This is a genomic window from Aurantimonas sp. Leaf443, assembly GCF_001425575.1.
GTDB lineage: Bacteria > Pseudomonadota > Alphaproteobacteria > Rhizobiales > Rhizobiaceae > Leaf443.
This window is the reverse complement of the sequence record NZ_LMRD01000007.1, coordinates 275,082-299,599: the sequence shown is the minus strand read 5'-3', so window position 1 is coordinate 299,599 and position 24,518 is coordinate 275,082. Positions and strand designations below refer to the sequence as shown.

The following is a 24,518-nucleotide window of genomic DNA, read 5'->3' as shown; positions in this document are numbered from 1 at the left end:
CGTGACCGCGGGGCAGTTCGCCGTGGTGGCCGAGACGGGGTTTCCGACGCCGAAGAGCGCGGCGCTTCGCTGGTCGGTGCTGAATGCCGGCACGCTGCAGGAGGCGATGCGCCTTCGCGGCAACGGCGATCTGGGCATCGGCACGCCGACGCCGAAAACGCGGCTCGACGTCGACGGTCCCGTGCGCCCGAAGGCCTACACGGTGGCGACGCTGCCGGCGGCCGCCGGCATCGCGGGCGCGATCGTGCATGTGGCCGACGAGAGCGGCGGGCCGGTGCCCGCCTTCAGCGACGGCACGGTCTGGCGCCGCATGACGGACCGGGCCGTGGTGTCGTGACGCCGTGACGGTCGGGCGCGCCGGGACGAGGGCCGGCGCGCCCGACCGCTGCGGTCAGAGACCGGCGAGGGCGACGTATTTCATCTCGAGATAGCCCTCGATGCCGGCATGGCTGCCCTCGCGGCCGAGGCCCGACTGCTTGACGCCGCCGAAGGGCGCCATCTCGTTGGCGAGCGCGCCGGTGTTCACGCCCACCATGCCGCTTTCCAGCGCCTCGGCGACGGTGAAGATGCGCTTCATGTCGCGGGCGTAGAAATAGGCGGCGAGGCCGAACTCGGAGGCGTTGGCCATGGCGATCACGTCCGCCTCGTCCTCGAAGGCGATGATGGGGGCGAGCGGGGCGAAGGTCTCCTCGCGCGTCAGGATCATGTCCTGCGTCACGCCCGAGATGACCGTCGGCTCGTAGAACGTGCCGCCGAGATCGGAGGGCTTGCCGCCGGTCAGAACCCTGGCGCCCTTGGAGACGGCGTCGGAGAGATGGGCCTCCATCTTCTTCACCGCGCGCTGGTCGATGAGCGGGCCCATCGTGACGCCCGCCTCCGAGCCGCGTCCGACCTTCAGCTTGGCGACGCGCTCCAGGAGCTTCTGCGTGAAGGCCTCCACGACGCCCTTCTGCACGTAGATGCGGTTGGCGCAGACGCAGGTCTGGCCGGAATTGCGGAACTTCGACAGGAGCGCGCCGTCGGCCGCCGCGTCGAGATCGGCATCGTCGAAGACGATGAAGGGCGCGTTGCCGCCGAGCTCCAGCGACAGGCGCTTGATCGTGTCGGCGCCCTCGCGCATCAGCCAGCGGCCGACATTGGTGGAGCCGGTGAAGGTGATCTTGGCGATGGTCCGGCTCTTGCACACTTCCATGCCGAAGCCCTGCGCGTCCGTCGTGGTGACGACCGAGAAGGCGCCGGCGGGTACGCCCGCGCGCTCGGCGAGGACGGCGAGAGCGAGCGCGGAGAGCGGCGTCATCTCGGAGGGCTTGAGCACCATCGTGCAGCCGGCGGCGAGCGCCGGGCCGACCTTGCGGGTGATCATCCCGTTCGGGAAGTTCCACGGCGTGATCGCCGCGCAGACGCCGACCGGCTGCTTCAGGACGAGGATGCGCTGGTTCGGGTTGGCGCCCGGGATGATCTCGCCCTCGATGCGCTTGGCCTCCTCGGCGAACCATTCGAGATAGGCCGCGTTGGAGACGATCTCGCCCTTGGCCTCGGCGAGCGGCTTGCCCTGCTCGGCGGTGAGGATGGCGGCGAGGTCGTCGGCGTTGTCGAGGATGAGCTGGTGCCAGCGCTTCAGGACGGCCGCGCGCTCCTTGGCGGTCGTCTTCGCCCAGCTCTTCTGCACCGTGGCGGCCATGTCGATGGCGCGGCGCGTCTCCTCAAGGCCGAGATCGGGCAGCGTCGCCAGAACCGTGCCGTCGGCGGGGTCGGTCACGTCGAAGCTCTTGGCGCCCGCGCCGATCCATTCGCCGGCGACGAGCGTCTTGTCGGTGAAGAGCGTCGGGTCCTTCAGGGAGAGGGCGGGCGCGGGGGCGAGCTTGGTGGCGAGGGACATCGGGCGTCTCCGGTCATGATCGTTCGCCGGTCATCGTCCGGGACGGCCGGCCTTTTCGCGGGGCGCGCGGGGTTTCTCCGCCCGTCCCGTTCGGGGCCGGACCATGCGCCGCGCGGCAGGGCTTCGCAAGGCCGGGCCGGGGCGTTTTCACCGCTCGCCGCGCCGGTAGGGCTGCATCAGCGCCTGCGGCACGCGCGCCCGGCGCGCCATGACGAGGAGGGCGACGATCGACAGGAGATAGGGGATCATCAGGAAGAGCTGGTAGGGCACGGCCTTGCCCACGACATGGGCGAGCCGCAGCTGGTAGGCGTCGAAGAAGGCGAAGAGGAGCGCGCCCAGAAGCGCCCGGCCCGGCCGCCAGGAGGCGAAGACGACGAGCGCGATGCAGACCCAGCCGCGCCCCTGGATCATGGTCGGGAAGAAGGAGTTGAAGGCCGAAAGCGTCAGGAACGCGCCGCCGACGCCCATCAGCGCGCTGCCCGCCACGACCGCGCCGAGGCGCATGGCGATCGGGTCGATCCCTTGCGCCTCGGCCGCGTGCGGGTTCTCGCCCACCATGCGCAGCGCGAGGCCCAGCGGCGTGCGCACGAGGACATAGGCGAGGAGGAGGGCGAGCGCGATGGCCAGATAGGTCGGCGCCGTCTGCCGGAACAGCGCCTCGCCGAGGAAGGGCAGGTCGGACAGGACGGGGATGTCGAGCGGGCGGAAGGGCTCGATCGTCGGCGGGCTGGCGGCCGTCGGCACGGTGAGGCGGAAGACGAAGTAGCTGAGCGAGGAGGCGAAGAGCGTGATGCCGAGCCCCGCGACATGCTGGCTGAGCGCCAGCGGCACGGTGAGGACGCCATGCAGGAGCCCCAGCAGCGCGCCCGTCGCCGCCGCCGCCGCGATGCCGAGCCAGAGGTCGCCGCCCAGATGCACGGTCAGCCAGCCGACCATGGCGCCGGCCGTCATGATGCCCTCGATGCCGAGATTGAGGACGCCCGCCCGCTCGCACAGGAGCGCGCCGAGCGTGCCGAAGATCAGGGGGGTGGCGATGCGCAGCACCGCCGCCCAGAGGCTCGCGCTCGCGAGGATGTCGAGGGACGCGCTCATCGGCGGAACCGGTACTGGGTAACGAGGAGGGCGAGGAGCATCGTCAGGAGGGAGAGCGACACGGTGACGTCGGCAAGGAAGCTCGGCACGCCGAGCGCCCGGCTCATGCCGTCGGTCCCGACGAAGATCGTGGCGACGAAGAGCGCGGCCAGCACCGCGCCGAGCGGGTTGAGCCCTGCCAGCATGGCGACGACGATGCCCGAATAGCCGTAGCCGGGCGACAGATCGGTGGTGACGTAGCCCTTGAGGCCCATCACCTCCAGCGCGCCCGCAAGGCCCGCGAGGCCGCCCGAGAGGCAGGCGACCCTGACGAGGACGCCCGTCAGCCCGACCCCGGCAAAGCGCGCCGCGCCCGGCGAGAGGCCGGCCGCCCGCTGCTCCAGGCCGAAGACCGTGCGCGCCTGGACGAGCGCGACGAGGAGGGCGCAGGCGATGGCGACGAGGAGCCCGACATGAAGGCGCGAGCGCGGCACGAGCTTGGCCAGGAGCGCCTCCGGGTTCACCGGCACCGATTGCGGCCAGCCGAAGGCCAGCGGATCGCGCAACGGGCCCTCGATCATCATGGAGACGAAGAGGAGGACGACGAAGTTGAGGAGGAGCGTCGTCACCACCTCGTCGACGCCGAAGCGCAGCCGCATGCCGAGCGGCACCAGGAGGAGGACGGCGCCCGCCGCCGCGCCCGCGAGCATCAGGACGGGGATGAGGGCGGGCGCCGGCAGGCCGAGGCCGGCCCCCGAGCCGAGCGCGGCCGCCGTCAGCGCGCCGAGATAGAACTGACCCTCGCCGCCGATATTCCACAGCCGCGCGCGGAAGGCGACGGCGGCGGCAAGGCCGGTGAGGATGAGAGGGCTTGCGCGCGTCAGCGTCTCGGTGATCGAGAGGCGCGAGCCGAAGGCGCCGATCGCGATGCGCCGGAAGGCTTCCGGGACGGAGGCGCCGGCGAGCGCGACGAGGAGGCCGGCCAGAAGCAGCGCGACCGCGACCGCGCCAAGAGGCGCTGCCAGACGCAGTGCCAGGGGAACGTGCTCGCGGCGCTCAAGACGCATGGGTCACCCCCGCCATCATCAGGCCGAGCCGGCGCGCGTCGGCCTCCTCCACGGGAATGGCCGGCGACAGGCGGCCCTTGACGATGGCGCGCACCTCGTCGGAGAGGCGCAGCACCTCGTCGAGATCCTCCGAGATCAGGACGACCGCCGCGCCCGCCTGCCGCGCGGCGAGGATCTCGGCATGGACGGCGGCGATGGCGCCCTCGTCGAGGCCGCGCGTCGGCTGCGCGGCGATCAGGAGGCGCGGCGATCCCGCCAGATTGCGGCCGAGGATGAGCTTCTGCATGTTGCCGCCCGACAGGAGTCGCGTGCGCGTGTCCGGCGTGCCGCCGCGCATGTCGAAGCGCTGCATGAGACCCGCGGTGAAGGCCCGGGCCGCCTTGCGCCGCACGAAGCCGAGACGCGAGAAGCGCGGCTCGCGCACGCGCTCCAGGACGGCGTTCTCCCACAGCGCCATCTCGCCGATGGCGCCTTGCGCGTTGCGGTCCTCGGGGATGCGGGCGACGCCGGCCTCCACGAAGGCGCGCGGCCCGGCCGGCACCGGCGCCCCGGCGATGGAAAGGCACCCCGCCGTCGGGCGTTCCAGCCCGCAGAGGAGATCGCAGAGCGCGCCCTGTCCGTTGCCGGAGACGCCGACGATGCCGAGCGTCTCGCCGCCGCGCACCGCGAAGGAAAGGTCGGCGAGGCGGCGCCCCAGCCCGACGCCCTCCAGCTCGAGGACGACGGGGCCGGGAGCCTTGCGCGCCCGCACCGGACGCTCGACGCGCCGGCCGACCATCAGCTCGGCGAGTTCGTCGGCGCTCGTTCCGGCGCTCGCGCGCTCGGCGACGACGCGCCCGCCGCGCAGGACGACGACGCGGTCCGCGGCGGCCATCACCTCGTTCAGCTTGTGCGAGATGAAGATCAGCGACAGGCCCTCGGCCGCCATGAGCTTCAGCGTGGCGAAGAGCCCGTCGGCCTCCTGGCGCGTGAGGACGGCGGTCGGCTCGTCGAGGACGAGGATGCGCGCGTCGCGCGTCAGGCTCTTCAGGATCTCCACGCGCTGCTGCTCGCCGACCGAGAGGTCGCCGACCCGCGCGTCCGGGTCCACCCGAAGGCCGAAGCGCTCGGCCAGGGACAGGAGCTTCTCGCGCGCCGGACGGGTGCGCGAGCGCGGGGCCGACAGGGATTGCGTCCCCACCATCACGTTCTCGAGCACGGTGAGGTTCGGGGCGAGGGCGAAATGCTGGTGCACCATGCCGATGCCGGCGGCGATCGCCGCGCGCGGGCGGCCGGGCGGCAGGAGCTCGCCGAAGGCCGTGACCCGTCCCTCGTCGGCCGTGTAATGGCCGAAGAGGATGTTCATCAGCGTCGTCTTGCCCGCGCCGTTCTCGCCGAGCAGCGCGAGCAGCTCGCCCCGCCGCAGTTCCAGCGTCACGTCCTCGTTGGCGGTCAACGCGCCGAAGCGCTTGGTGACGTGCTCCATCCGGAGCACCGGTTCGGGCCGCATCTCAGAGCCCCGCGACGCTGGAGCGATGGAGGACGGGGCGCGCGCGCTCCAGAAGGCGGGCCGCCCTCATCAGGCGGTCCTCGCGGCCCGTCGGCGCCACGAGCTGCACGGGCAGCGGCAGGCCGTCGCCGTCCGCGCCGTGCGGCAGGCTGAGCGCCGGAGCGCCCGTGGCGTTGGCAAGGCCCGCATAGGGCGCGAAGGCCTCCATGGCCGCGAAATGCGCCTCGACATCGTCCCTGTCGGTGGGAAAGGCGCCGAGCGGGCGCGGCGGGCCGGAGAGCATGGGCGTGAGCAGGAGGTCGACCGTCTCGAACAGGCGCCAGAGGGCATGGGCGGCGCGCGCTCCCTCCTGCTGGGCCTCGTGCAGGGCGGTGGCCGGCAGGGCGCGGCCCCTTGCGGCGGCGGCCCGCGTCATCGTCTCCAGGCGAGCGTCCTCGAAGGCCGCGCCGAGGGCGGCGGCGAGATTGGTGCAGACGGCCACGTCGAAGAGGCGGGCGGCGGCGCGGCGCAGGGGCGTGAGCGTGGCGGCGGAAAGCGGCACGATGCGGCAGCCCGCCCGCTCCAGCGCGCGCGCGGCCGCCTCCACCGCCTGCGCGCGGTCGTCAGCAATCGCGACGCCCTCGGCATCGAGGACGAGGCCGAGGGTGACCTTGGCCGGCTCGCCCTGGAGCGCTGCGGCGAGCGATCCCGGCGCGCGGTCGGCGAAGGGGCCCATCGCCGCGCCGGACACCGCGTCGAAGGCGGCGGCCGCGTCGCGCAGGGAGCGGCAGAGCACGAACTCGGCGGCGAGGCCGGACAGGAGATTGCCGAAGCCGGGCGCCGCCGTCACCGCGCCCCGGCTCGGCTTCAGGCCGACGAGGCCGCAGGCCGCAGCCGGCACGCGGATGGAGCCGCCGGCATCCGTCGCATGGGCGATCGCGACGATGCCGGCCGAAACCGCGGCCGCCGCGCCTCCCGAGGAGCCGCCCGGCGAGAGCGCGGGGTCGAGCGGATGGCGCGCGCAAGGGCCGATCGCCGGCTCGCTCGCCAGCGACAGGCCGAATTCGGGGCTCGTCGTCGTGCCGAACGGGTTGAGGCCGGCGGCGCGGAAGCGTTCGGCGAGGCGGCTGTCGGGCGCCTCGACGGACTTGTCCAGAAGGGCCGAGCCCGCCGCGACCGGCAGGCCGGCGCAGGGCGCGCCGAGATCCTTCATCAGGAAGGGCACGCCGAAGAAGGGCATCGAGGCGCGCTCGCGGCGCGGCACGGCGTCGAGCGCCTCGGCCCGGCGGCGCGCCGGATCGGGGGCGAGGAGGCGCACGGCGCCGAGATCGGTTCGGTGCGCGGCCCGCGCCAGCGCGGCCTCCAGCGCCGCGCCGGGCGAGATCTCTCCCCGCGCGATCGCCTGCGCCAGCGACAGCGCGTCGCCGGCGGGGGCCTGGTTCGTGTCGTCCGCGACGGCCGCCCGGCCGCCGGCCGGGGCCGTGCTCATGCCTTACGCCCTTCAGCTGGGCTCGGTGTTGTCGACCGGCACGGTGAAGGCGCCCGACTTGATGGCCGCGCGCTTCTCCTCCATCGCCGGCACGGCCTCGGCCGGGGTCAGCGAGGCGTCGAAGACGATGTCGTTGCCGCCCATCTTCATGAAGGAGAAGGGGCTGTAGTCCTTGCCGGTCTTGGCGCCGGCCGCGACGTCGGCGAGCGCCCCGTCGAGGATCGGGCGGAAGTACCACATGGCATTGGAGAAGACGGTCTTGGGGTAGCGCGGCGTGTAGTCGATCAGGGAGCCGATCGAGAGGATGCCGCGCTCCTGCGCCGCGTCCGCCGTGCCGATGCGCTCGCCGAAGAGGATGTCGGCGCCCGCGTCGATCTGCGCCATCGCCGCCTCCTTGGCCTTGGGCGGATCGAAGAAGGTGCCGATGAAGCCGACGAGGAACCTGGCGTCCGGGCGGACCTCCCTCACGCCGGAGCGGAAGGCGTTGATGAGGTTGTTCACTTCCGGGATCGGGATGGCGCCGACCGCGCCGAACGTGCCGGTCTTCGACATCTTGCCGGCGAGCATGCCGGCCAGATAGGCGGCCTCGTGGTTCCAGGTGCCGAACGTGCCGAAATTGTCGCCGGCCGGGCCGCCCGAGGAGCCCATGAGGAAGGCGGTGTCGGGATAGTCCGCCGCCACCTGCCGCGCCTCGGCCTCGACGGCGTAGGATTCGCCGACGATGAGCTTGGCGCCGCCATCGGCATATTCGCGCATGGCGCGGGCATAGTCGGTGCCCGCGACGCCTTCGGAGAAGACGTAGTCGATCGCCCCGTCCTTGGCCGCCTGCTGCAGCGCCTCGTGCAGGCGCGAGTTCCAGGCGTTCTCGACCGGCGAGGCGTGGATGCCGGCGACCTTCACCGTCTCGGCGGCGGAGGCGAGGCGGCCGGGAAGCGCGAGCGCCAGCCCCGCGGCGCCGCCGGCGGCCAGGAGCGTGCGGCGCGAGATGGTGTTCGGCATGATGCGCAATCCTTTGGCGTCGGCTCGAGAGGTCGGGCTGAATTCACGGTTTGCGCGTTCTTTTGTCAAGGCGCGAAATTGGGCAGTCACAGCTCTTCGCGCGGCGCGTAGGAAGCCTCGTCGACGAGGCCCGGCCGGCCCGGCAGGTCGAGCCGGCTGACGCGCGGCTCGGCGCGCGCGAGAATCCGCCCGCCCTTGACGACGAGGAGCCGGGCCGCCTTCAGCCGCACCGCCTCGATGGGATCGCGCGCCTGGAGCAGCACGAGATCGGCGCTCGCGCCCTCCGCGATCCCGTAGCCCTCGATCCGCATCGCCCTGGCGCCGTTCGTCGTCACCGCCTCGAAGGCGGTGCGCAGCCCCTCGCGCGAGGTCATCTGCGTGACATGGGCGGCCATGGAGGCGACCTCCAGCATGTCGCCCGAGCCCAGCGCGTACCAGGGATCCATGACGCAGTCGTGCCCGTAGGCGACGTTGACGCCGGCCGCCATCAGCTCGGGCACGCGCGTCATGCCGCGGCGCTTGGGATAGGTGTCGTGGCGCCCCTGCAGGGTGATGTTGATGAGCGGGTTGGCGATGGCGTCGACGCCGCTCTCGGCGATGAGGGCGATCAGCTTGGAAGCGTAGTAGTTGTCCATCGAATGCATCGAGGTCAGGTGCGAGCCGGCGACGCGGCCCTGAAGGCCGAAGCGCACGGTCTCAGCGCACAGGGTCTCGATATGGCGCGAGAGCGGGTCGTCGGTCTCGTCGCAATGGATGTCGACGGGCAGGCCGCGCTCGGCGGCGATGCGGCAGAGCGCCTCGAGGCTCGCCGCGCCGTCGGCCATGGTGCGCTCGAAATGCGGGATGCCGCCGACGAGGTCGAGCCCCATGTCGAGGGCGCGGGCCAGAAGGTCCACCGCGCCGGCCGAGCGGTAGTAGCCGTCCTGCGGGAAGGCGACGAGCTGCAGCTCGATATAGGGCTTCACCGCCTCGCGCACGGCGATCATCGCCTCGGCGGTGCGCAGGGTCGGGTCGGACACGTCGACATGGCTGCGGATGAAGAGGAGCCCGCGCGAGACGGCGAGGTCGCAATAGCGCAGCGCCCGTTCCACCATGGCCTCGACGGTCAGGAGGGGCTTCAGCTCGCCCCAGAGCGCGATGCCCTCCAGCAGCGTTCCCGAGCGGTTCATGCGCGGCAGGCCGAGCGAGAGCGTCGCGTCCATGTGGAAATGCGGATCGACGAAGGGCGGGCAGACGAGGCGGCCGGTGGCGTCCACCTCCTCGCGTCCCCGCGCCTCGATGCCCCGCCCGATGGCCGCGATGCGCCCGTCCGCGACGGCGATGTCGAGGCCGCTGCGCCCGTCGGCGAGATTGGCATTGCGCAGGACGAGGTCGAACATCGGGCGGTCCCTGTCGTTGGAGGAAGGCGGGCGGCGCCGGTTCAGCGCCACAGTTCGGCGAGAGCCGCTTCGTGAAGGGCGGGAGTCGCCGCCGCGATGACGCGCCCGTCGCAGTCGAGCGAGAGCGCGCGCCCCTCCCAGTCGGTCATCACACCGCCCGCGCCCTCGATCACGGGCCCGAGCGCCATGTAGTCGTAGGGCTGGAGGCCGGTCTCGATGACGAGGTCGCAGAAGCCGGAGGCGAGGAGCGCGTATTGATAGCAGTCGGCCCCGTAGCGGCGCATGGCGGCGAGGCGGCTGACGCGGTCGAAGCGCGGCCAGTCCTCGCCGACGAAATAGTCCGGCGAGGTGGTGAAGACGCGGGCGTCGGCAAGCTGCGTGCAGCCGCTGGTCCGGGCCGGCGCGCCGTTCATCGTGGTGCGCCCCTCCACCGCGATCCAGCGCTCGCCGAGCGCCGGCATCTCGATCGCGCCGAGGCGCGTGGCGCCGCCCTCGACGAAGGCGATCAGCGTGCCGAAGAGGGGCATGCCCGTGATGAAGCTCTTGGTGCCGTCGATCGGGTCGAGCACCCAGACGCGGTCCTGGGAGCCCGTGCGCCCGGTCTCCTCGCCGAAGATGCCGTGCTCGGGATAGCGCTCCTCGATGGCGGTGCGCAGCGCGCTCTCGATCGCCTTGTCGGCGGCGGTGACGGGGCTCTCGTCGGCCTTGCGCTCGAAGGCGAAAGTCTTGCGGAAATGCTGGCGGGCGAGCGTGCGGGCCATGTCGGCCAGCGTCTCGGCGAAGGCCGACAGGTCTGCGAGGCGGGTCTCGGTCATGGCCGGCTCCGGTGGCAAGGCGCGGGCGGTGCCGCTCGGCCCCTTCATGGCCGCAGGCGGGGCGCGATGACAAGCCTCGCGCGCCGCGCCGGAGTCAGCGCGGCCGGCTCTCCAGCCATTCGAGAAGGCCGAGCGCGGCCGCGCGGCCCGTCGCGAAACAGGCCGTCAGGAGATAGCCGCCGGTCGGCGCCTCCCAGTCCAGCATCTCGCCGGCGAGGAAGAGACCGGGCCGGGCCCGGGCCATGAAGCGGGCGTCGATGGCGCCGAGCCGCACGCCGCCGGCCGAGGAGATCGCCTCGGCGATCGGCCGGGGCGCGGCGACGGGGAGCGGCAGGGCCTTGATATGGGCGGCGAGCGCCTGCGGATCGCGAAGATCCTGCGAGCCGGGAAACTCGCGCAGGAGCGCGGCCTTCACGCCCGAGAGGCCGGCGCCCTTGCGCAGGCGGTTGGCAAGGCTCGTGCCCGCCTTCTGGCGCGAGAGGGCCTTGGCGAGCGCCTCGCGCGTGCGGCCGGGTGCGAGATCGAGCAGCAGCTCGGCCTTGCCCCGCGCCTCCAGCGCGTCGCGCAGGGCCGCCGCATGGGCATAGACGAGGCTGCCCTCGATGCCGGTGGCGCTGACGACGAACTCGCCCTGCAGCGCCGTTTCGCCGAACCGGGCGACGACCGACTTGACCGGCGCTCCCGCGAAGCGCTCGGCCATCAAAGGCGACCAGGCGACGTCGAAGCCGCAATTGGCCGGCCGCAGGGGCGCGACCTCGATCCCTTCGGCGGGCAGGATGCCGGCGAAGGCCCCGTCCGAGCCGAGCCGCGGCCAGCTCCCGCCGCCGAGCGCGAGCAGCACGGCGTCGGCCTCGACCAGTCGCTCGCCGTCCCTCGTCTCGAAGCGCAGCGCGGCGCCGTCGAAGCCGGTCCAGCGGTGGCGCGGACGGATCGCCACGCCGCCCTCGGTGAGGCGCGCGAGCCAGGCGCGCAGGAGCGGCGAGGCCTTCATCGCCACCGGAAAGACGCGGCCCGACGTGCCGGTGAAGGTCGGGCTTCCGAGCCCCTGCGCCCAATCGCGCACCGCCTGCGGCGGAAAACCCCCGAGCCCCAGCCTCTCGCCCGCCGCGCCGAAGCGCGCGGCAAAGCGCGCCTCGTCCTCCGAATGCGTGAGGTTCAGCCCGGACTTGCCCGCCAGCAGGAACTTGCGCCCGACGCTCGGCATGGAATCGTAGACGGTCACCCCGTGACCGCGCCCCATCAGCGTCTCGGCCGCCATCAACCCTGCCGGCCCGCCGCCGACGATCGCGATCTGTCGTGTTGTCATGGGGGGGTGATAGCGGAGGCGCGAGCGGATTTGAAAGGGATGGGCTGGGTGCGACGAAGAGGTTTGTGACGGCTTTGGGTGGTTTTCAGACCGTCCGCTTTCGGGAATGCGGTGCGAAAAGCGGATCGGCAGTTCAGCAGCTTATCAGGTTGAAATCTGGCGGTCGCTCCAGCGATATTTTTTTTGGAGGAACTCGTCAGTTGCTGCCGCCGGAAGCTCAACAGCAGGACCCGGCAGCCAGTCGGCGTCGCCTGCTGATCGACGTATCGCGTGGGATAGAACCTGATACCGAGAGACCAATCGGACGAAGCCCGAGACGGCCGAACTCAGCGAGGCGTGCCATTGCATGTCCAAAGTACGCAGATCGTCCACGAAGGTCTGTTCAAGATCGGCTAGCGACTTTTGCGGCTGGCTCTCGACGAGCCAGCCGACCACGCCGTAGTCCAATGCGCTCCGAGAAAGAGAGGTGAGGTTCTGCTCCTGGTTCTTCGCGAAATCCCAGGCCTCCCATCTTTCGAAAGCTGCCCGCCAGAGCGCACGTCGCCGGCCGGTACCGGCCCGCGCCCGAAATACAGACAGGCAGTGCGTGACGTTCTCCCGGATATCGGTATCCGACGTGCTCAATGAGATGCTGTCGATATAGGCCTGGAGCGCGGGTTCATCGCTGCGAGCCAGAGCCAGACCGAAAGCGGCCTGCATATGGGGATGGCGTATGGGGTAGCGATTGCACACGGTGAGCCAGCGTGGCCACTCGTTCGCGTCCTTAGCCAGAACGATCAGCAGGTTCCGGAGTGCCACTTCCTCCTGAGGCAGGAGCGGGCGCACCTCCCGGTAGGCGATGCGTTCCAGCGCTGCGAACCGGGCATAGCCATTCCGGCTGGCGGCCGCGAGGCGAAGGGCGTCTGCGAGTGGCAATGGCGCCATGAGAAGATGGCCATGCAACCAGCCCTCGCTTTTGTCGGCCAGGCGAACCAAGCGTGGCCAATCGAGAAACGAGAGCGCCAATGTTGCTTGTCCCGCACCCAGATCAGGAAGGGGAAGCTGTTTGAAGGCTTGGGCACGCTCTCTCAGTTCCGTCCAGTCCTGCGTCCGTTCAGCCTCCTGCATGGCCTGCAGATGTTCGCGCTCCCAGAGCGGCGCGTTTTCAGGAACCTGTGTCTGCGGCGCTCGTCTGCGTAGCACGATCTCAAGCGCCGCGATCGTGAGGCGGCATCCTTGAAGGCGAGGCCGCGCCGCCTCCCAGAAACCCCCATGCCAGTTCCAGGCCGCCGCAGATGCCAACGCCGCCTCAATCCGCAAGCCCGACCGTTCATGATGCGGGTCCCAATCGGCGAGCGTCTTCACGGTCCAGCCGAGACGTCTCGCCAGATGGAGCGTTTCATCAGCCGCGAAGCGTGGCGAGGTGGTAAGTGCGCGCGGAACGTCACCGAGGTCCGCTTGGGCCGCCGCCGCTAGGCGTTCAACCATCAGGTCGGCGTTCTCCGCCTCCAACTCCGAGATCACGCCTTCGATGACGGTTGGAGCGACGACTTCTCCGTCCCACACATCAATGAGACGCCGGATCGTTGACGCGCCTGTCACCAAGACCTCCACACGACGTGTTGCGGCTCGTCCAAGGCCGCCCAAAGGTCCTCGAACGCCCCGGCTACCATGGCGGGGTTCGACACCCGCTGCAGGATGTGATGGGCTTTCCCAAGACTGTTGACCGAGGTTCCGAGCGACCAAGCCCGTGGGCCATCGCGCAGGTTCGGGAAGATCAGGAAGCGATCGTGGAAGTGCCAGCCCTTCGGCCCTCGGCGGGTCCTGTACTCAAGGCGTAGCCCTTCCCGATTTCCGGCATCGCGCTCGAAGACGACTCTCTGCCGATCCGGAAAGGGGGGATTCGGTGCAGCCGGTTCTTCCGGGGTTGAGCATTCTTGCGTGGCATCGCGAGGGGGATCGCGACCGTCCGTCAAAGCACGCAGGGGTGCGTTGCTGTGGCAGCAGAAGAACAGCGTACGGAGGAGGTCTTCGGCAGAAAGGTATGGGTCCCAGAGATCTACCCCGGTGTGGCCGTGCCTGTTGATGAGGAAGCGGAGGTCGGCCAGAGCCCGATCCTGTTCGTCAGTCGAGTTAATCTGGGGGCGGTACTGAACGAAGTCGCGGGTCGCCTCGAGCCGGCGCCTCTCCTCAAGGTCCTGTCGGCGACCGAGCCAGAAATTTGCGTCCTGACCGGCCGACGTGCCAACGAAGCTGGTCGTTGTTTCCGTGAGCTCCACGCGCTCGGCAACGGGCTGACCTCTTACGTTGGGCACATTAAAAATACGCGGTTCGTGCTGACTCACGTGCATCCCAAGCGCGATTTGCTTGAGGGTCGACGTCGAGGCCGTCGCTCCAACCAAAATGCCTCCTTCGTCCCAGATCTCCGTTTCCAGAGGTTGACGGTGATTATCGACGGGCAGTCGGACGCTGTCCGTGAAACGTTCGCTGACCGCCGCCCCAGTTAGAAGCTCGTCCCATCGGGTGCGGGCGGCTGTCGCTAAAGGACGCCGTGCGGCACCGCTGCGCCATGCCACCGCAACGTCGGAATGCACCGCGCCGCGGGGCGCTGTAACGCTTGGCACCAGGATCGTGACGGGAAGCTGAATCAGTACATCGCCTAGAAGATCTGCGAGGCCAGCAAACGTGATTGGCACGCCAACTGAAACGGCATCAGAGAGTCTCTGCAGCCGTCGCCGGTCGGCGAAGAAGGGGGCAAAGGGGGTCTTTTCCTGGTCCGTGAGCCGGAACACATGCGATCCTGCCCAGAAGTTGTTCTTCAGAACGCTATTGAGCGGAACCGGCACCGTTCCGTCTGGCGGTGCGAACATAGCGGGCTCCGGGCGCAAGGTGCCCGTCCCGAGCGTGCGCCCGCTTAGGGTCCACTCTCCCGAGACAGCGAGCGTTGCCAAGGCCTGATCGAGGGCAGCGACCGGCCGGAACGTGCGCATGACGCCAAACGACCAATCCTTGAAGCCGTCAATCCGTCCAATCCGCTCAGTGAGGCGCTCCGCCTCTTCTGCATCTCCGACCGCGGAGCGACCTTCCGACAGCACGGCGACGGACAGGACGTTAATTGTCGCCCCTCCACGTGGCGTTCCGATCACTTCGATCAGCTCGATGTGGTCGAACTCACCTATGCGGCCGGGGGTTAGAAGGCAGCTCAACTCTGCTCGGAGCTTCTCGAAGGTCACGGTCGCTCTAGGCTCCTTTTCCTGATGCGCGCTTACGCTGCGGTCGTAGCCCGACCTACGTGCCCGCCGTTTCAAGCCCGTGCAGAGCCTTACCTTTGGACGCAATCGAAACATTCGCCCGACCGGCTTGCAACTAAAACTAGTGTCTAGATTTGCAACTAGGCTTTGCTTTAACCGATGTCCGGTGCGCAGAAGCTGCCGAAGGATGCCGAAGTATGCCGAAGGATGCCGAAGGGCAGTGATGAAAGTGCGTTACCGTCGCGTCGGAGCCAAGCCTAACGTCTGCTTTGGGGAGCGGCCAATGAACGGATCAAGGGCCAATTTGGGTCGAAACCCGACGCAACCCACCTCGTTTCCTCACGCATCTCCTACTCCTCCCGCTTCAAACTCCATCCTCTCCTTCCCCCACCGGCGCCAGCATCCCCGCGATACGCCCGATCTCCTCGCGCGCGCAGGCCGCCATCCTCGCCTCCGCCGCGCGATAATCCGCGACGAGCGTCTCGCCGAAGGGGGTGAGGCTCGCGCCGCCGCCGTTGCGGCCGCCGCCCTTGGTGGCGACGAGGGGCTCGACGAACATGGCGTTGAGCTCGGCGACCAGAAGCCAGGCGCGGCGGTAGGACATGGAAAACTGCCGGCCCGCGCCCGAGATCGAGCCGGTGCGGGCGATGGCCTCCAGAAGCGCGATCTTGCCGGGGCCGAGCCGGCGGCCGGCGTCGAAGTCGAGGCGGATGGTCAGGCGCGGCGCGGGCGGGGGAGGCGGGCGCGTCACGACGCGATCCCGGCGGGGCGCGGGGCGCGTTCGAAGGAGACGGCCTTGACCACGGCGAAGACGGCCATGCCGGGCGCCAAGCCCTGCAGCGCGACGGAGCGGCGGGTGAGGCGGGCGAGAAGCGTCGCGCCGGCGCAGTCGAGCGTCACTTCGGCCTCCGCTCCCTCCATCTCGCGCAGGGCGGCGATGCGGCCGGGCAGGACGTTCAACGCCGAGAGGCCTTCGGGCGGGCGCGTGGCGATCATCACGTCGCGGGCGCGGATGCGAAGGCGCAGGACGGCGCCGCGCCCGGCCTCGATGCGCGGCACGAGGAAGGGCCCGGCGGGCGAGGCGAGGCGCGTCAGGCCGAAGGCCTCGTCCTGCGCCTCCACCACGGCGTCGAGGCTGCAGCCGGGCTCGAATTCGGCGGAGGCCGGCGTGAGGTCGAGGCGGCGCAGCACGGTCTCCGGCTCGCCCTCGGCGACCACCCGGCCTCCGCCCATCACGACGATGCGCGAGGCGAGGCGCAGCACTTCGGGGATGGAGTGGCTGACATAGAGGATGGGCACCGCCGTCTCGTCGCGCAGGCGCTCCAGATAGGGCATGACCTCCATCTTGCGCGGCTCGTCCAGCGCGGCCAGCGGCTCGTCCATCAGGAGGAGGCGGGGGGTCGCGAGAAGCGCCCGGCCGATCGCCACGCGCTGGCGCTCGCCGCCGGACAGGCCGGCCGGCCGCCGGTCGAGAAGCGCGCCGATGCCGAGAAGCTCGACGATCTCGGCGAATGGCGCGCGGCGCTCGGCGGCCGGGGTGAACCAGCGGCCGTAGAGGAGGTTGGCGCGCACGCTGAGATGAGGAAAGAGCCGGGCGTCCTGGAAGACGTAGCCGATGCGGCGGCGATGCGCGGGCAGGGCGATCCGGGCCGCCGTGTCGACGAGCACCCGCCCGTCGACGGCGATGCGCCCCGCATCGGGCCGCGACAGGCCGGCGACGAGATCGACGAGCGTCGTCTTGCCCGAGCCCGATGCGCCGAAGAGCGCCGTCAGCCGCCCGGCGCTCGAGAAGCGCGCGTCGAGCGCGAAGGTGCCCAGCGTCTTGCGGACGTCCACCTCGATCGTCATGCCGAGAGCCTGCGGCCGACGCGCGCGGCGAGGATCTCGGAGGCGAGGAGGGCCCCCATCGAGAGCGCCACGGAGACGAGCGTCAGGCGCAGCGCGCCGGCATCGCCGCCGGGCACCTGCGTGAACGTGTAGATCGCCGAGGGCAGGGTCTGCGTCTGACCGGGAATGTTGGAGACGAAGGTGATCGTCGCGCCGAACTCGCCCATCGCCTTGGCGAAGGCGAGGATCATGCCGGCGATGAGGCCGGGCAGGATCAGCGGCAGGGTCACGGTGAGGAAGACGAAGGCGGGCGAGGCGCCGAGGGTCGCCGCCGCCTGTTCCAGCCGGCGGTCGAGCGTCTCCAGCGACAGGCGGATGGCGCGCACCATCAGCGGAAAACCCATGACGGCGGCGGCCAGCGCCGCGCCCGTCCAGCGGAAGGAGAAGACGAGGCCGAGATGCTCGGCGAGGAAGGCGCCGAGCGGCGCCCGCCGTCCGAAGGAGAGGAGGAGAAGATAGCCGGTGACGACCGGGGGCAGAACCAGCGGCAGGTGCACGAGGCCGTTGAGGAGGGCATGGCCGGGAAAGCGCCGGCGCGCCAGAAGGTAGGCGACGAGAAGCCCGAGCGGCAGGCTCGCCAGCGTCGCAACGGCGGAGACGCGCAGGGAGAGCCGGACGGCGGTCCATTCCTGCGGGCCGAGCTGGAGCCATTCGGGGATCATCGGGCGAGAGCCATGGCGGGAGCGGGGCGGCGGGGAACGGGCGTTCCCGGCCTTCTAGGGCATGGGCCGCCGCGCGGGACTGAACGGCGCGGCGGGCGGGAGGCGCCGCGCTCAGTCCCGGGCGAGGACCGTGAAGCCTTCGGCCTCGAAGAGCGCCCGGGCCGCATTGCCCTTCAGGAAATCCACGAAGGCGCGCGCGTCCGGCGAGGTCGCCGCGGCCGTCACCGCCACGGGATAGACGACGGGCGCGTGGCTGCTCTCGGGAAAGGTGCCGACGATCCGCACGGCCGGATCGGCGACGGCATCGGTGCGGTAGACGATGCCGAGCGGCGCCTCGCCGCGCGCGACCAGGAGAAGCGCGGCGCGCACGTTCTCGGCCTGCGCGATCCTGTCCTTCACGCCGTCCCAGGCGCCGAGCGTCTCAAGCGCCGCCTTGCCGTATTTCCCGGCCGGGACGCTGTCGACATTGGCCATGGCGAGGCGCCCGTCGCCGAGCGCGGCGGCAAGATCGAAGCCGGGCGCGATGGCAAGCGCGGTCGCCCCGTCCCTGGGCGCCACGAGCACGATCCCGTTTCCGAGGAGTTCGGTGCGCGTGTCGTTGGCGATGAGCTTGGCCTTGGACAGATAGTCCATCCAGGCAAGGTCCGCGGAGGCGAAGACGTCGGCCGGCGCGCCGCCCTCGATCTGCCTGGCAAGCGCCGAACTCGCCGCATAGGAGATCGTCGCCGTCCGGCCGCCCTGCGCGGCCCAGGCCGCGTTCGCCGCGTCGAAGGCGTTCTTCAGGCTCGCCGCGGCGAAGACGACGGGCCCGGCCTCCTGCGCATGGGACGGGACTGCGGCGAAGGACAGGCCGAGAAGGCCGGCGAGGGCCGCGGCGAGGATGGTTCTGCGGCGGGCCACGGGCGCCTCCCTGTCGACGAGCGATATATTCGTGCGAATATAACGAGCCGCCGCGCGAAGGGAAGCGCCCTCTCCGGCCGAACGGAGCGCGATGGCGGGATGGCGCGTCAGCCGATGCGCAGTTCCGTGCCGGCGTCGAAGAGATGGATCGCCTCCGGCGCGACGGTCAGGCTCACCGGCGCGCCCGGCTGCAGGCGTTCGGCCCGCGGCACGACGGCCACCGTGTCGCGGCCGTCGACGTCGACATGGAGATGGACGTCCGAGCCGGTCGTCTCGGCGAGGATCAGCCGGCCGCTGATCGGGCCAGAGCCCGTCACCTTCAGGTCGTTCGGGCGGATGCCGAGGATGGTCTTCTGGCCGGGCCGCGCGGCGGTGCCCGCTGGCACCGGGATCGAGACGCCCGGCGCGCGGAAGATCGCCCCGCCGCCCTCCGCGGCGATCTCGCCGTCGAGGAAGTTCATCGAGGGCGAGCCGATGAAGTCGGCGACATATTTCGAGTTGGGCTTCTCGTAGATCTCGTCGGGGCTGCCCATCTGCACGATGCGCCCGCCCTGCATGAGCACGATCTTGTCGGCCATGGTCATGGCCTCGATCTGGTCGTGGGTGACGTAGACGGTCGTGGCGCCGAGCTTGTTGTGCAGCTGGCGGATCTCGAGGCGCATATGCGCGCGCAGCTTGGCGTCGAGATTGGAGAGCGGCTCGTCGAAGAGGAAGACGCCGGCCTCGCGCACCATGGCGCGGCCCATGGCCACGCGCTGGCGCTGCCCGCCGGAGAGCTCCTTCGGATAGCGCTGGAGATAGGGCGTGAGGTTGAGGATGGCCGCGGCCCACTCGACCTTCTGCTTGATCTCCGCCTTCGAACGCTTGGCGACCTCCAGGCTGAAGCCGATATTGTCGAAGACCTTCATGGTCGGATAGAGCGCGTAGTTCTGGAACACCATGGCGATGTCGCGGTCGCGCGGATGGACGTCGTTGACGCGGCGCCCGGCGATCTCGAGCTCGCCCGAGGAGATGGTCTCCAAGCCCGCCGTCATGCGCAGGAGCGTGGTCTTGCCGCAGCCCGAGGGGCCGAGCAGCACGACGAACTCGCCGTCCTCGATGCGCAGCGAGACGTCCTTCATGATCTCGACCGAGCCGAAGGACTTCCCGATCTTCTTGTACTCGACGCTGGCCATGGAACTTCCTTCGATGAATGCTGCGGGTGCCGGGGATGCGCGGGCGCTCAGTAGCGCTGGCGCGTCGGCGTCAGCACGATTTCCTGCACCAGCGCGTTCTGGGGCATCCGGTAGGTGGCGAGGATGAGGTCGGCCACGTGCTCGGGGCCGATGCCGCCGCCGATGGCGATCTTGTTGGCCTTGTAGGCGGCGAGCGTCTTCTCGTCCTTCACGCCCGAGAGAACCTCGGTCTCGATGACGCCCGGCGAGATCACCTGCACGCGCACGTCGTAGGCCGAGAGGTATTCGCGCAGCGATTCGGAGACGGCGTGGACGAAGAACTTGGTGCCGCAATAGACGGTGTGGTCGGGATAGACCTTGCGGCCGGCGATCGAGCTCATCATCACCAGCGTGCCGCGGCGGCGCTCCATCATGCCGGCCATCACCGCGTGGACCGTGTTCATCACGCCCTTGGTGTTGATGTCGATCATCGCGTCCCATTCCTCCGGCGGCTGGGTGGCGATGTCGGCGAGATGGGCGACGCCGGCATTGGCGAACATGAGATCCACCGGCCCGAACCGGGCTTCGCCCGCCTTCACGGCCTCGGCGATGGCGGCGCGGTCGCGCACGTCGACCCTGGCCAGAACCGTGTCCGGCAGGCCGAGCGCCTCCATGCGCTCCAGGCGGCGGGCCATGAGAAGCAGGGGATGGCCGGCCTTCGAGAAGGCGAGGGCGGTCGCCTCTCCGATTCCGGAGGAGGCGCCGGTGATGGCGATGAGCGGCTTGTGCGCCATGGCAGGTCCTGTGCGGGCGATGGGAAAGGGTGGCCGCGGCGATCCCGTCGCCGCGGCCCGCTGATCCGGTCCGGGAGGAGACCCCGGATCAGCCGGCGAGGATGCCCTCGACCTTCACCGCGATGTCGTCGAGCGCTTCCTTGGGCGTCTTGAACTCGCCCGCGAAGTAGCGCCCGAGCGCCACCGGGATCGTGTCGGAGGAGATCTCCGCCCATTCCGGCAGGTCGGGCTCGGAGCCCATGTGGCCGGCGATCGTCTCGCGCACGATCGGCAGGTGGCGCGTCGTGCCGGCGCCGACGCGGGCATTGGCGAGGACGCGCGGATCGTCGTAGACGCTGGTGCGCGTCGGGCCCGTGCCGCCGCCCAGAACGGTGATGAGCGCCTGCGTGTCGGCCGAGGTCGCCCACTGCATGAACACCCAGGCCGCGTCCGGGTTCTTGGAATATTTCGAGACCGCAAGGCTCGATCCGCCCTGGTGGCCGACGCCGGGAATCTCGCCGAAGCCGGTCTTGTCGGGCGTGATCAGCGAGGTCGCCTTCGGCGGCACGGCCGCCTCCATCAGGCCGGAGATCTTGCCGGACTTCGGATCGTCGAAGAAGGGGAAGAACTCGCCCCAGGAGAGCATCGAGGCGGCGACGCCCTGGCTGACCGACTGGCCCTGGCCGTCCCAGGTCCAGCCCGAGACGCCGGGGGGCATGGTCGCCTTCAGCCGGTCCCAGTATTCCATCGCCGCGATGCCGGCCTCGTTGTTGCCGGCGAATTTCTTGTCGGCGTCGAAGATCTGGCCGCCATGGCCCCAGAGCCAGGCCGTCCAGTCGCATTCGAGGCTGTAATGGCCGGACTTCATCTGGCCGGTCGTGCCGTAGAGGTTCGGTCCCTTGGCGTCGGTGATGGCCTTGGAGTTGGTGTAGAGCTCCTCCATCGTCGTCGGCGCCTTGAGGCCCAGCTCGTCGTAGATGTCCTTGCGGTACTGCATGATGAAGATCGGGATGTCGTAGGGCACGCCCACCATCCGGTCCTCGTATTTGGCGATGCCGTCGACGAGCGCGGGCAGGAAGTCGTCGATATTGTAGTCGGGGTAGTAGAGGTCCTTCTTGGACTCGATCAGCTCGCGCGGGTCGAACACGTCCTGGCTGAAATTCGCCGCCCAGCTCTGGTCGATGTAGTAGAGGTCGTAGGTGCCGAGCGAGGAGGCGACGTCGAGCGTCAGCTTCTGCAGAACCTGCTCCAGCGGCAGGACCTCGATCTCGACCGTGATGCCGGTCGCCTTCTCGAAATAGCCCTTCAGGCTGTTGGCGATGGCGTTGGAGGGCGGGGTGGATTCGGTGGCGAGGCGCAGCGTCGTGCCGGCGAAGGGCTTGCCGACGTCGCCGAGCCACTTGATCATCTCGGGCGAGGGCTCGAGCGTGCCCTGCGCGGCCGCCGAGGGCGCGATGTTGAAGAAGGGCCGGCGGTTGCCCATGCCGAAGCCCAGGCCCATGGCGCCGACCGAGAGGCCGAGCAGGCCGGCCGAGCGAAGGAAGTTGCGCCGGTCCATCCGGCCGCCGACATAGCGGTCCGTCACCTGCGCCAGATAGTGCTTGCGCTGCCAGTCTTTCATGATTGCGGTCTCCTCCGGTGTCGACAGTGAAAGCCCGCCTGTCGTCGCGGGGCCTTGCGGCCCGCCCGGTCTCCTCCTCGAAACCGTCCGGGCCCTCGCGTCCCTGCCGCGCTCGCCCTTGCGGCGCCCGGCGGGACGAATGGTTCTGCCTGGCTGAGGGGCGCGGCCAGCGCCCCAAGCGGGCTACTGCTTCAGCGAGCCCATGGTGAGGCCGCGCACGAGATGCTTCTGGACGGCGAGGACGAAGACGAAGGCCGGCACGATCGCCGCCGCGCCCAGCGCGGCCATGTTGCCCCAGGCCGTGCCGACGGAGGTGACGAAGGTCGTGGAGACCACCGGCACGGTCTTGATCTGCGTCTGCGTCAGGGTCAGCGCGAAGAGGAACTCGGTCCAGGAGAAGATGAAGCACAGGACCGCCGTCGCCGCGATGCCGCCCTTGGCCATGGGCAGCACCACGCGGCGGAAGATCAGCCAGCGGCTCGCCCCGTCCACGATGGCGCTCTCGTCGATCTCGGACGGGATGTCGTCGAAGAAGCTCTTCATCAGGAGCACCGCCAGCGGCAGGTTGGCGAGGGCGTGGATGAGGATCATGCCGACATAGGTGTCGAGAAGGCCGAGCGACTTGTAGATGAAGAACATGGGCACGGCGACGGCGACCGGCGGCATCATGCGCGTCGACAGGACCCAGGAGACGAACTGGTGCCGGCCGCGGAACTGCATGCGCGACAGGGCGTAGGCGGCGAGCGTCGCGATGATGATGGCGAGCGCGGTCGAGCCGCAGGCGATGACGATGGAGTCCCAGAGGCGCGGCCCCATGTAGAAATTGCCCCCGCCCGGCGTCACCGTCACCGCGCCGCCCTCGCCGAAGGTGATGCCGAAGACCTTCTGGAAGTTGGCGAAGGTGGGCGTGAAGTCGGCGATGATCGGCGGGCGGGCGAAGATGTCCCGCCCGTCGCGGAAGGCGACGCTCGTCCAGTAATAGATCGGGAAGAAGAACAGCCCGACGACCACCCAGGCCGTGACGATGCGCAGAATGCGGGAGCCGGTGGACTGCATCACCACTTCACCTTCGCGACCTTGATGAAGACATTGGCCATGACCACGATGATCGCCAGCGTGACGAGGCTCAGCGTCGCGCCATAGCCCCATTTCACGAAGGAGAAGGTCTGCTGCCAGGCGTAGAGGCTGAGCGTGTAGGTCGAGGTGCCGGGGCCCCCGGAGGTCATGACGAAGACGTAGTCGAAGGCCCGGAACAGATCCATGCCGCGGATGAGGATGGCGATGGCAATGACCTTGGACATCATCGGCAGCGTCAGCTTGGTGAAGGTCTGGAAGGCGCTCGCCCCGTCGATCTGCGCCGCCTCGTAGGGCTCGGAGGGCAGGGCCCGCAGGCCGGCGAGGAGGATCAGCACCATGAAGGGCGTCCACTGCCAGATCTCGGCGAAGAGGACGCCGGCCAGCGCCAGCGATGGCGTGGCGAGGATGGGCGTGTCGGGCCCGAGCGCGCCCACCATCTGCAGGAAGTAGGAGAGGACGCCGAATTGCGGGTCCTCCATGAGGAGATACATCATGCCGACGATGGCCGGCGGGATGACGAGGGTGAGGGTCAGGAGGCCGCGCAGGAAGCCGAAGCCGAACTCCTCGGCGTCGAGCAGGAGCGCGATCGCCATGCCGAGCGCCAGCTCGATCGTCAGCGCCACGATGAAGTAGACGAAGGTGACGCCGAGCGCCTGCCAGAAGCGCGTGTCGGAGACGATCTGGCTCCAGTTGGCCATGCCGACATAGTTCAGCGACCGCCGCCGCGGGAAGTATTCGTGGAAGCTCAGCCACAGATTGTAGAAGAGCGGGAAGATGGTGAAGACGAGGAGGATCGCGATCAGCGGCATCAGCCACGGAAGCGGATGGTCGGAGATGACCGAGCGTCTGACGAGGGTCGATGAAGACACGTCGCGAATTCCTCCCCGGCGCGTCGGCGGCCTTCGCCGCCCCGCGCCCCGATATTTCGATGCCGAAGCCCGTTTCCGGCCTTCGCTCCTCCCCATGTCGCTTCGCAGCGTCGTCCCGGCGCGTCGCGGACCCTCCTCGGTTCCGCGACGCTCCGTCAGTGCCTCACGGCCTCATGCCGCCTTGGGCACCTGCAGCCCGTAGCTGGCAAAGCCCTGCACCACGCCGTCGATCTCCTCCTTCGGCAGGATCACCGGACCGCCCTCGATCTGCAGCGCGTAGTGATAGTGCTTGGCGAGCGTCTCCAGCTCGACCGCGCGCCACATCGCCTTGTCGAGGCTGTCGGCGATGGTGATGATGCCGTGATTGGCCAGAAGGCAGCCGGTGCGCCCCTCCAGCGCCTTCAGCGCCTCGGCGGAAAGCTCCGGCGTGCCGTAGCGCGCATAGCCGCCGCAGCGCACGTCGTGGCCGCCGAAGACGGCGACCATGTAGTGGCAGGCCGGAATGTCCTTGCGGGCGATGGCGAAGGCGGTGGCGAAGATCGGATGGGCGTGGACGACGGCATTGGCATCGGGCCGGGCGCGCAGGATGTCACGGTGGAAGCGCCATTCCGTCGAGGGTTTCAGCGGCCCGTCCCAGACCGTGCCGTCGCTGTCGAGCGGCATGGAGACGAGCATGTCCGGCGTCATCGTGTCGTAGGGCGTGCCGCTCGGCGTCAGGATCATGCGGTCGCCGAGCCGCGCCGAGATGTTGCCGGACGTGCCCTGGTTGAGGCCGTTGCGGTTCATCTCGCGGCAGAGCTCGATGATGCGCTCGCGGATCTTGAGTTCCTGGTCGTCCATCCTGTTCTCCGTTCTCCCGGCGTCGGGCTCGC

Annotated in this window: 22 protein-coding genes; 1 reads left to right on the top strand and 21 read right to left on the bottom strand. The window is 69.9% G+C overall.

The annotated features are described in order from the left end of the window. The first annotated feature begins 1 nt into the window (after position 1). Positions 2-337 carry a hypothetical protein gene (locus ASG48_RS09620; RefSeq protein WP_055848689.1) on the top strand — a complete coding sequence of 112 codons (336 nt, stop codon included), beginning with the start codon at positions 2-4 and terminating at the stop codon, positions 335-337. 54 nt (positions 338-391) lie between these two features. Here ASG48_RS09620 and ASG48_RS09615 read toward each other — a convergent pair whose 3' ends face one another. The 21 genes from ASG48_RS09615 to ASG48_RS09515 all read right to left on the bottom strand — a co-directional run bounded on the left by ASG48_RS09615 (position 392) and on the right by ASG48_RS09515 (position 24,486). Beyond that, positions 392-1,879: an NAD-dependent succinate-semialdehyde dehydrogenase gene (locus ASG48_RS09615; protein ID WP_055848686.1), complete on the bottom strand. Its 1,488-nt coding sequence runs from the start codon at positions 1,877-1,879 to the stop codon at positions 392-394. Positions 1,880-2,026: 147 nt separating this feature from the next. Then, positions 2,027-2,971: an ABC transporter permease gene (locus tag ASG48_RS09610; protein WP_055848684.1), complete on the bottom strand. Its 945-nt coding sequence runs from the start codon at positions 2,969-2,971 to the stop codon at positions 2,027-2,029. Next, positions 2,968-4,017: an ABC transporter permease gene (locus ASG48_RS09605; RefSeq protein WP_055848681.1), complete on the bottom strand. Its 1,050-nt coding sequence runs from the start codon at positions 4,015-4,017 to the stop codon at positions 2,968-2,970. The genes ASG48_RS09610 and ASG48_RS09605 overlap by 4 nt, the downstream gene beginning before the upstream one ends. Beyond that, entirely contained in the window at positions 4,007-5,506 is a 1,500-nt protein-coding gene (locus ASG48_RS09600) for an ABC transporter ATP-binding protein (RefSeq protein WP_055848678.1), read from the bottom strand. Before ASG48_RS09600 ends, ASG48_RS09605 begins: the two co-directional genes overlap by 11 nt. Position 5,507: 1 nt before the next feature. Then, positions 5,508-6,974: an amidase gene (locus tag ASG48_RS09595; protein ID WP_082529379.1), complete on the bottom strand. Its 1,467-nt coding sequence runs from the start codon at positions 6,972-6,974 to the stop codon at positions 5,508-5,510. A gap of 12 nt (positions 6,975-6,986) precedes the next feature. Then, entirely contained in the window at positions 6,987-7,973 is a 987-nt protein-coding gene (locus tag ASG48_RS09590) for a BMP family protein (RefSeq protein ID WP_055848675.1), read from the bottom strand. Positions 7,974-8,059: 86 nt separating this feature from the next. Beyond that, positions 8,060-9,352 carry an amidohydrolase family protein gene (locus tag ASG48_RS09585; protein WP_055848673.1) on the bottom strand — a complete coding sequence of 431 codons (1,293 nt, stop codon included), beginning with the start codon at positions 9,350-9,352 and terminating at the stop codon, positions 8,060-8,062. Positions 9,353-9,393: 41 nt separating this feature from the next. Continuing rightward, positions 9,394-10,167 (bottom strand): histidinol-phosphatase, encoded by a 774-nt coding sequence (hisN, locus tag ASG48_RS09580; protein ID WP_055848670.1) that lies wholly within the window; start codon positions 10,165-10,167, stop codon positions 9,394-9,396. 94 nt (positions 10,168-10,261) lie between these two features. Next, positions 10,262-11,473, bottom strand: a complete 1,212-nt coding sequence (locus tag ASG48_RS09575; RefSeq protein WP_055848667.1) for a TIGR03862 family flavoprotein — start codon at positions 11,471-11,473, stop codon at positions 10,262-10,264. A gap of 144 nt (positions 11,474-11,617) precedes the next feature. Further along, complete coding sequence (locus tag ASG48_RS18280; protein WP_156381542.1) at positions 11,618-13,057, bottom strand: hypothetical protein; 1,440 nt, start codon at positions 13,055-13,057, stop codon at positions 11,618-11,620. Beyond that, complete coding sequence (locus tag ASG48_RS18275; RefSeq protein ID WP_156381541.1) at positions 13,051-14,685, bottom strand: VPA1262 family N-terminal domain-containing protein; 1,635 nt, start codon at positions 14,683-14,685, stop codon at positions 13,051-13,053. Before ASG48_RS18275 ends, ASG48_RS18280 begins: the two co-directional genes overlap by 7 nt. A 382-nt stretch (positions 14,686-15,067) precedes the next feature. Beyond that, positions 15,068-15,454, bottom strand: a complete 387-nt coding sequence (locus tag ASG48_RS09560; protein WP_055848657.1) for a LysR family transcriptional regulator — start codon at positions 15,452-15,454, stop codon at positions 15,068-15,070. Next, the gene (gene modC, locus ASG48_RS09555; RefSeq protein ID WP_055848654.1) at positions 15,451-16,551 is read right to left on the bottom strand and encodes a molybdenum ABC transporter ATP-binding protein; all 1,101 of its coding nucleotides are present in this window, start codon (positions 16,549-16,551) and stop codon (positions 15,451-15,453) included. The genes ASG48_RS09560 and modC overlap by 4 nt, the downstream gene beginning before the upstream one ends. Next, positions 16,548-17,252, bottom strand: coding sequence for a molybdate ABC transporter permease subunit (gene modB, locus ASG48_RS09550; protein WP_055848651.1), 705 nt, complete (start codon positions 17,250-17,252; stop codon positions 16,548-16,550). Before modB ends, modC begins: the two co-directional genes overlap by 4 nt. A gap of 111 nt (positions 17,253-17,363) precedes the next feature. Continuing rightward, positions 17,364-18,152 (bottom strand): molybdate ABC transporter substrate-binding protein, encoded by a 789-nt coding sequence (modA, locus tag ASG48_RS09545; RefSeq protein WP_055848649.1) that lies wholly within the window; start codon positions 18,150-18,152, stop codon positions 17,364-17,366. Positions 18,153-18,259: 107 nt separating this feature from the next. Beyond that, complete coding sequence (gene ugpC, locus ASG48_RS09540) at positions 18,260-19,327, bottom strand: sn-glycerol-3-phosphate ABC transporter ATP-binding protein UgpC (protein WP_055848647.1); 1,068 nt, start codon at positions 19,325-19,327, stop codon at positions 18,260-18,262. Positions 19,328-19,374: 47 nt separating this feature from the next. Beyond that, a complete protein-coding gene (locus ASG48_RS09535) occupies positions 19,375-20,100 on the bottom strand; it encodes an SDR family oxidoreductase (protein WP_055848643.1) in 726 nt (241 codons plus the stop codon). 88 nt (positions 20,101-20,188) lie between these two features. Continuing rightward, the gene (locus tag ASG48_RS09530; RefSeq protein WP_055848640.1) at positions 20,189-21,700 is read right to left on the bottom strand and encodes a sugar ABC transporter substrate-binding protein; all 1,512 of its coding nucleotides are present in this window, start codon (positions 21,698-21,700) and stop codon (positions 20,189-20,191) included. 183 nt (positions 21,701-21,883) lie between these two features. After that, positions 21,884-22,759: a carbohydrate ABC transporter permease gene (locus ASG48_RS09525; RefSeq protein WP_055848638.1), complete on the bottom strand. Its 876-nt coding sequence runs from the start codon at positions 22,757-22,759 to the stop codon at positions 21,884-21,886. Continuing rightward, the gene (locus ASG48_RS09520) at positions 22,756-23,646 is read right to left on the bottom strand and encodes a sugar ABC transporter permease (RefSeq protein ID WP_244486854.1); all 891 of its coding nucleotides are present in this window, start codon (positions 23,644-23,646) and stop codon (positions 22,756-22,758) included. Before ASG48_RS09520 ends, ASG48_RS09525 begins: the two co-directional genes overlap by 4 nt. Before the next feature lie 171 nt (positions 23,647-23,817). Beyond that, positions 23,818-24,486: a class II aldolase/adducin family protein gene (locus ASG48_RS09515; protein ID WP_055848635.1), complete on the bottom strand. Its 669-nt coding sequence runs from the start codon at positions 24,484-24,486 to the stop codon at positions 23,818-23,820. Positions 24,487-24,518 lie beyond the last annotated feature (32 nt).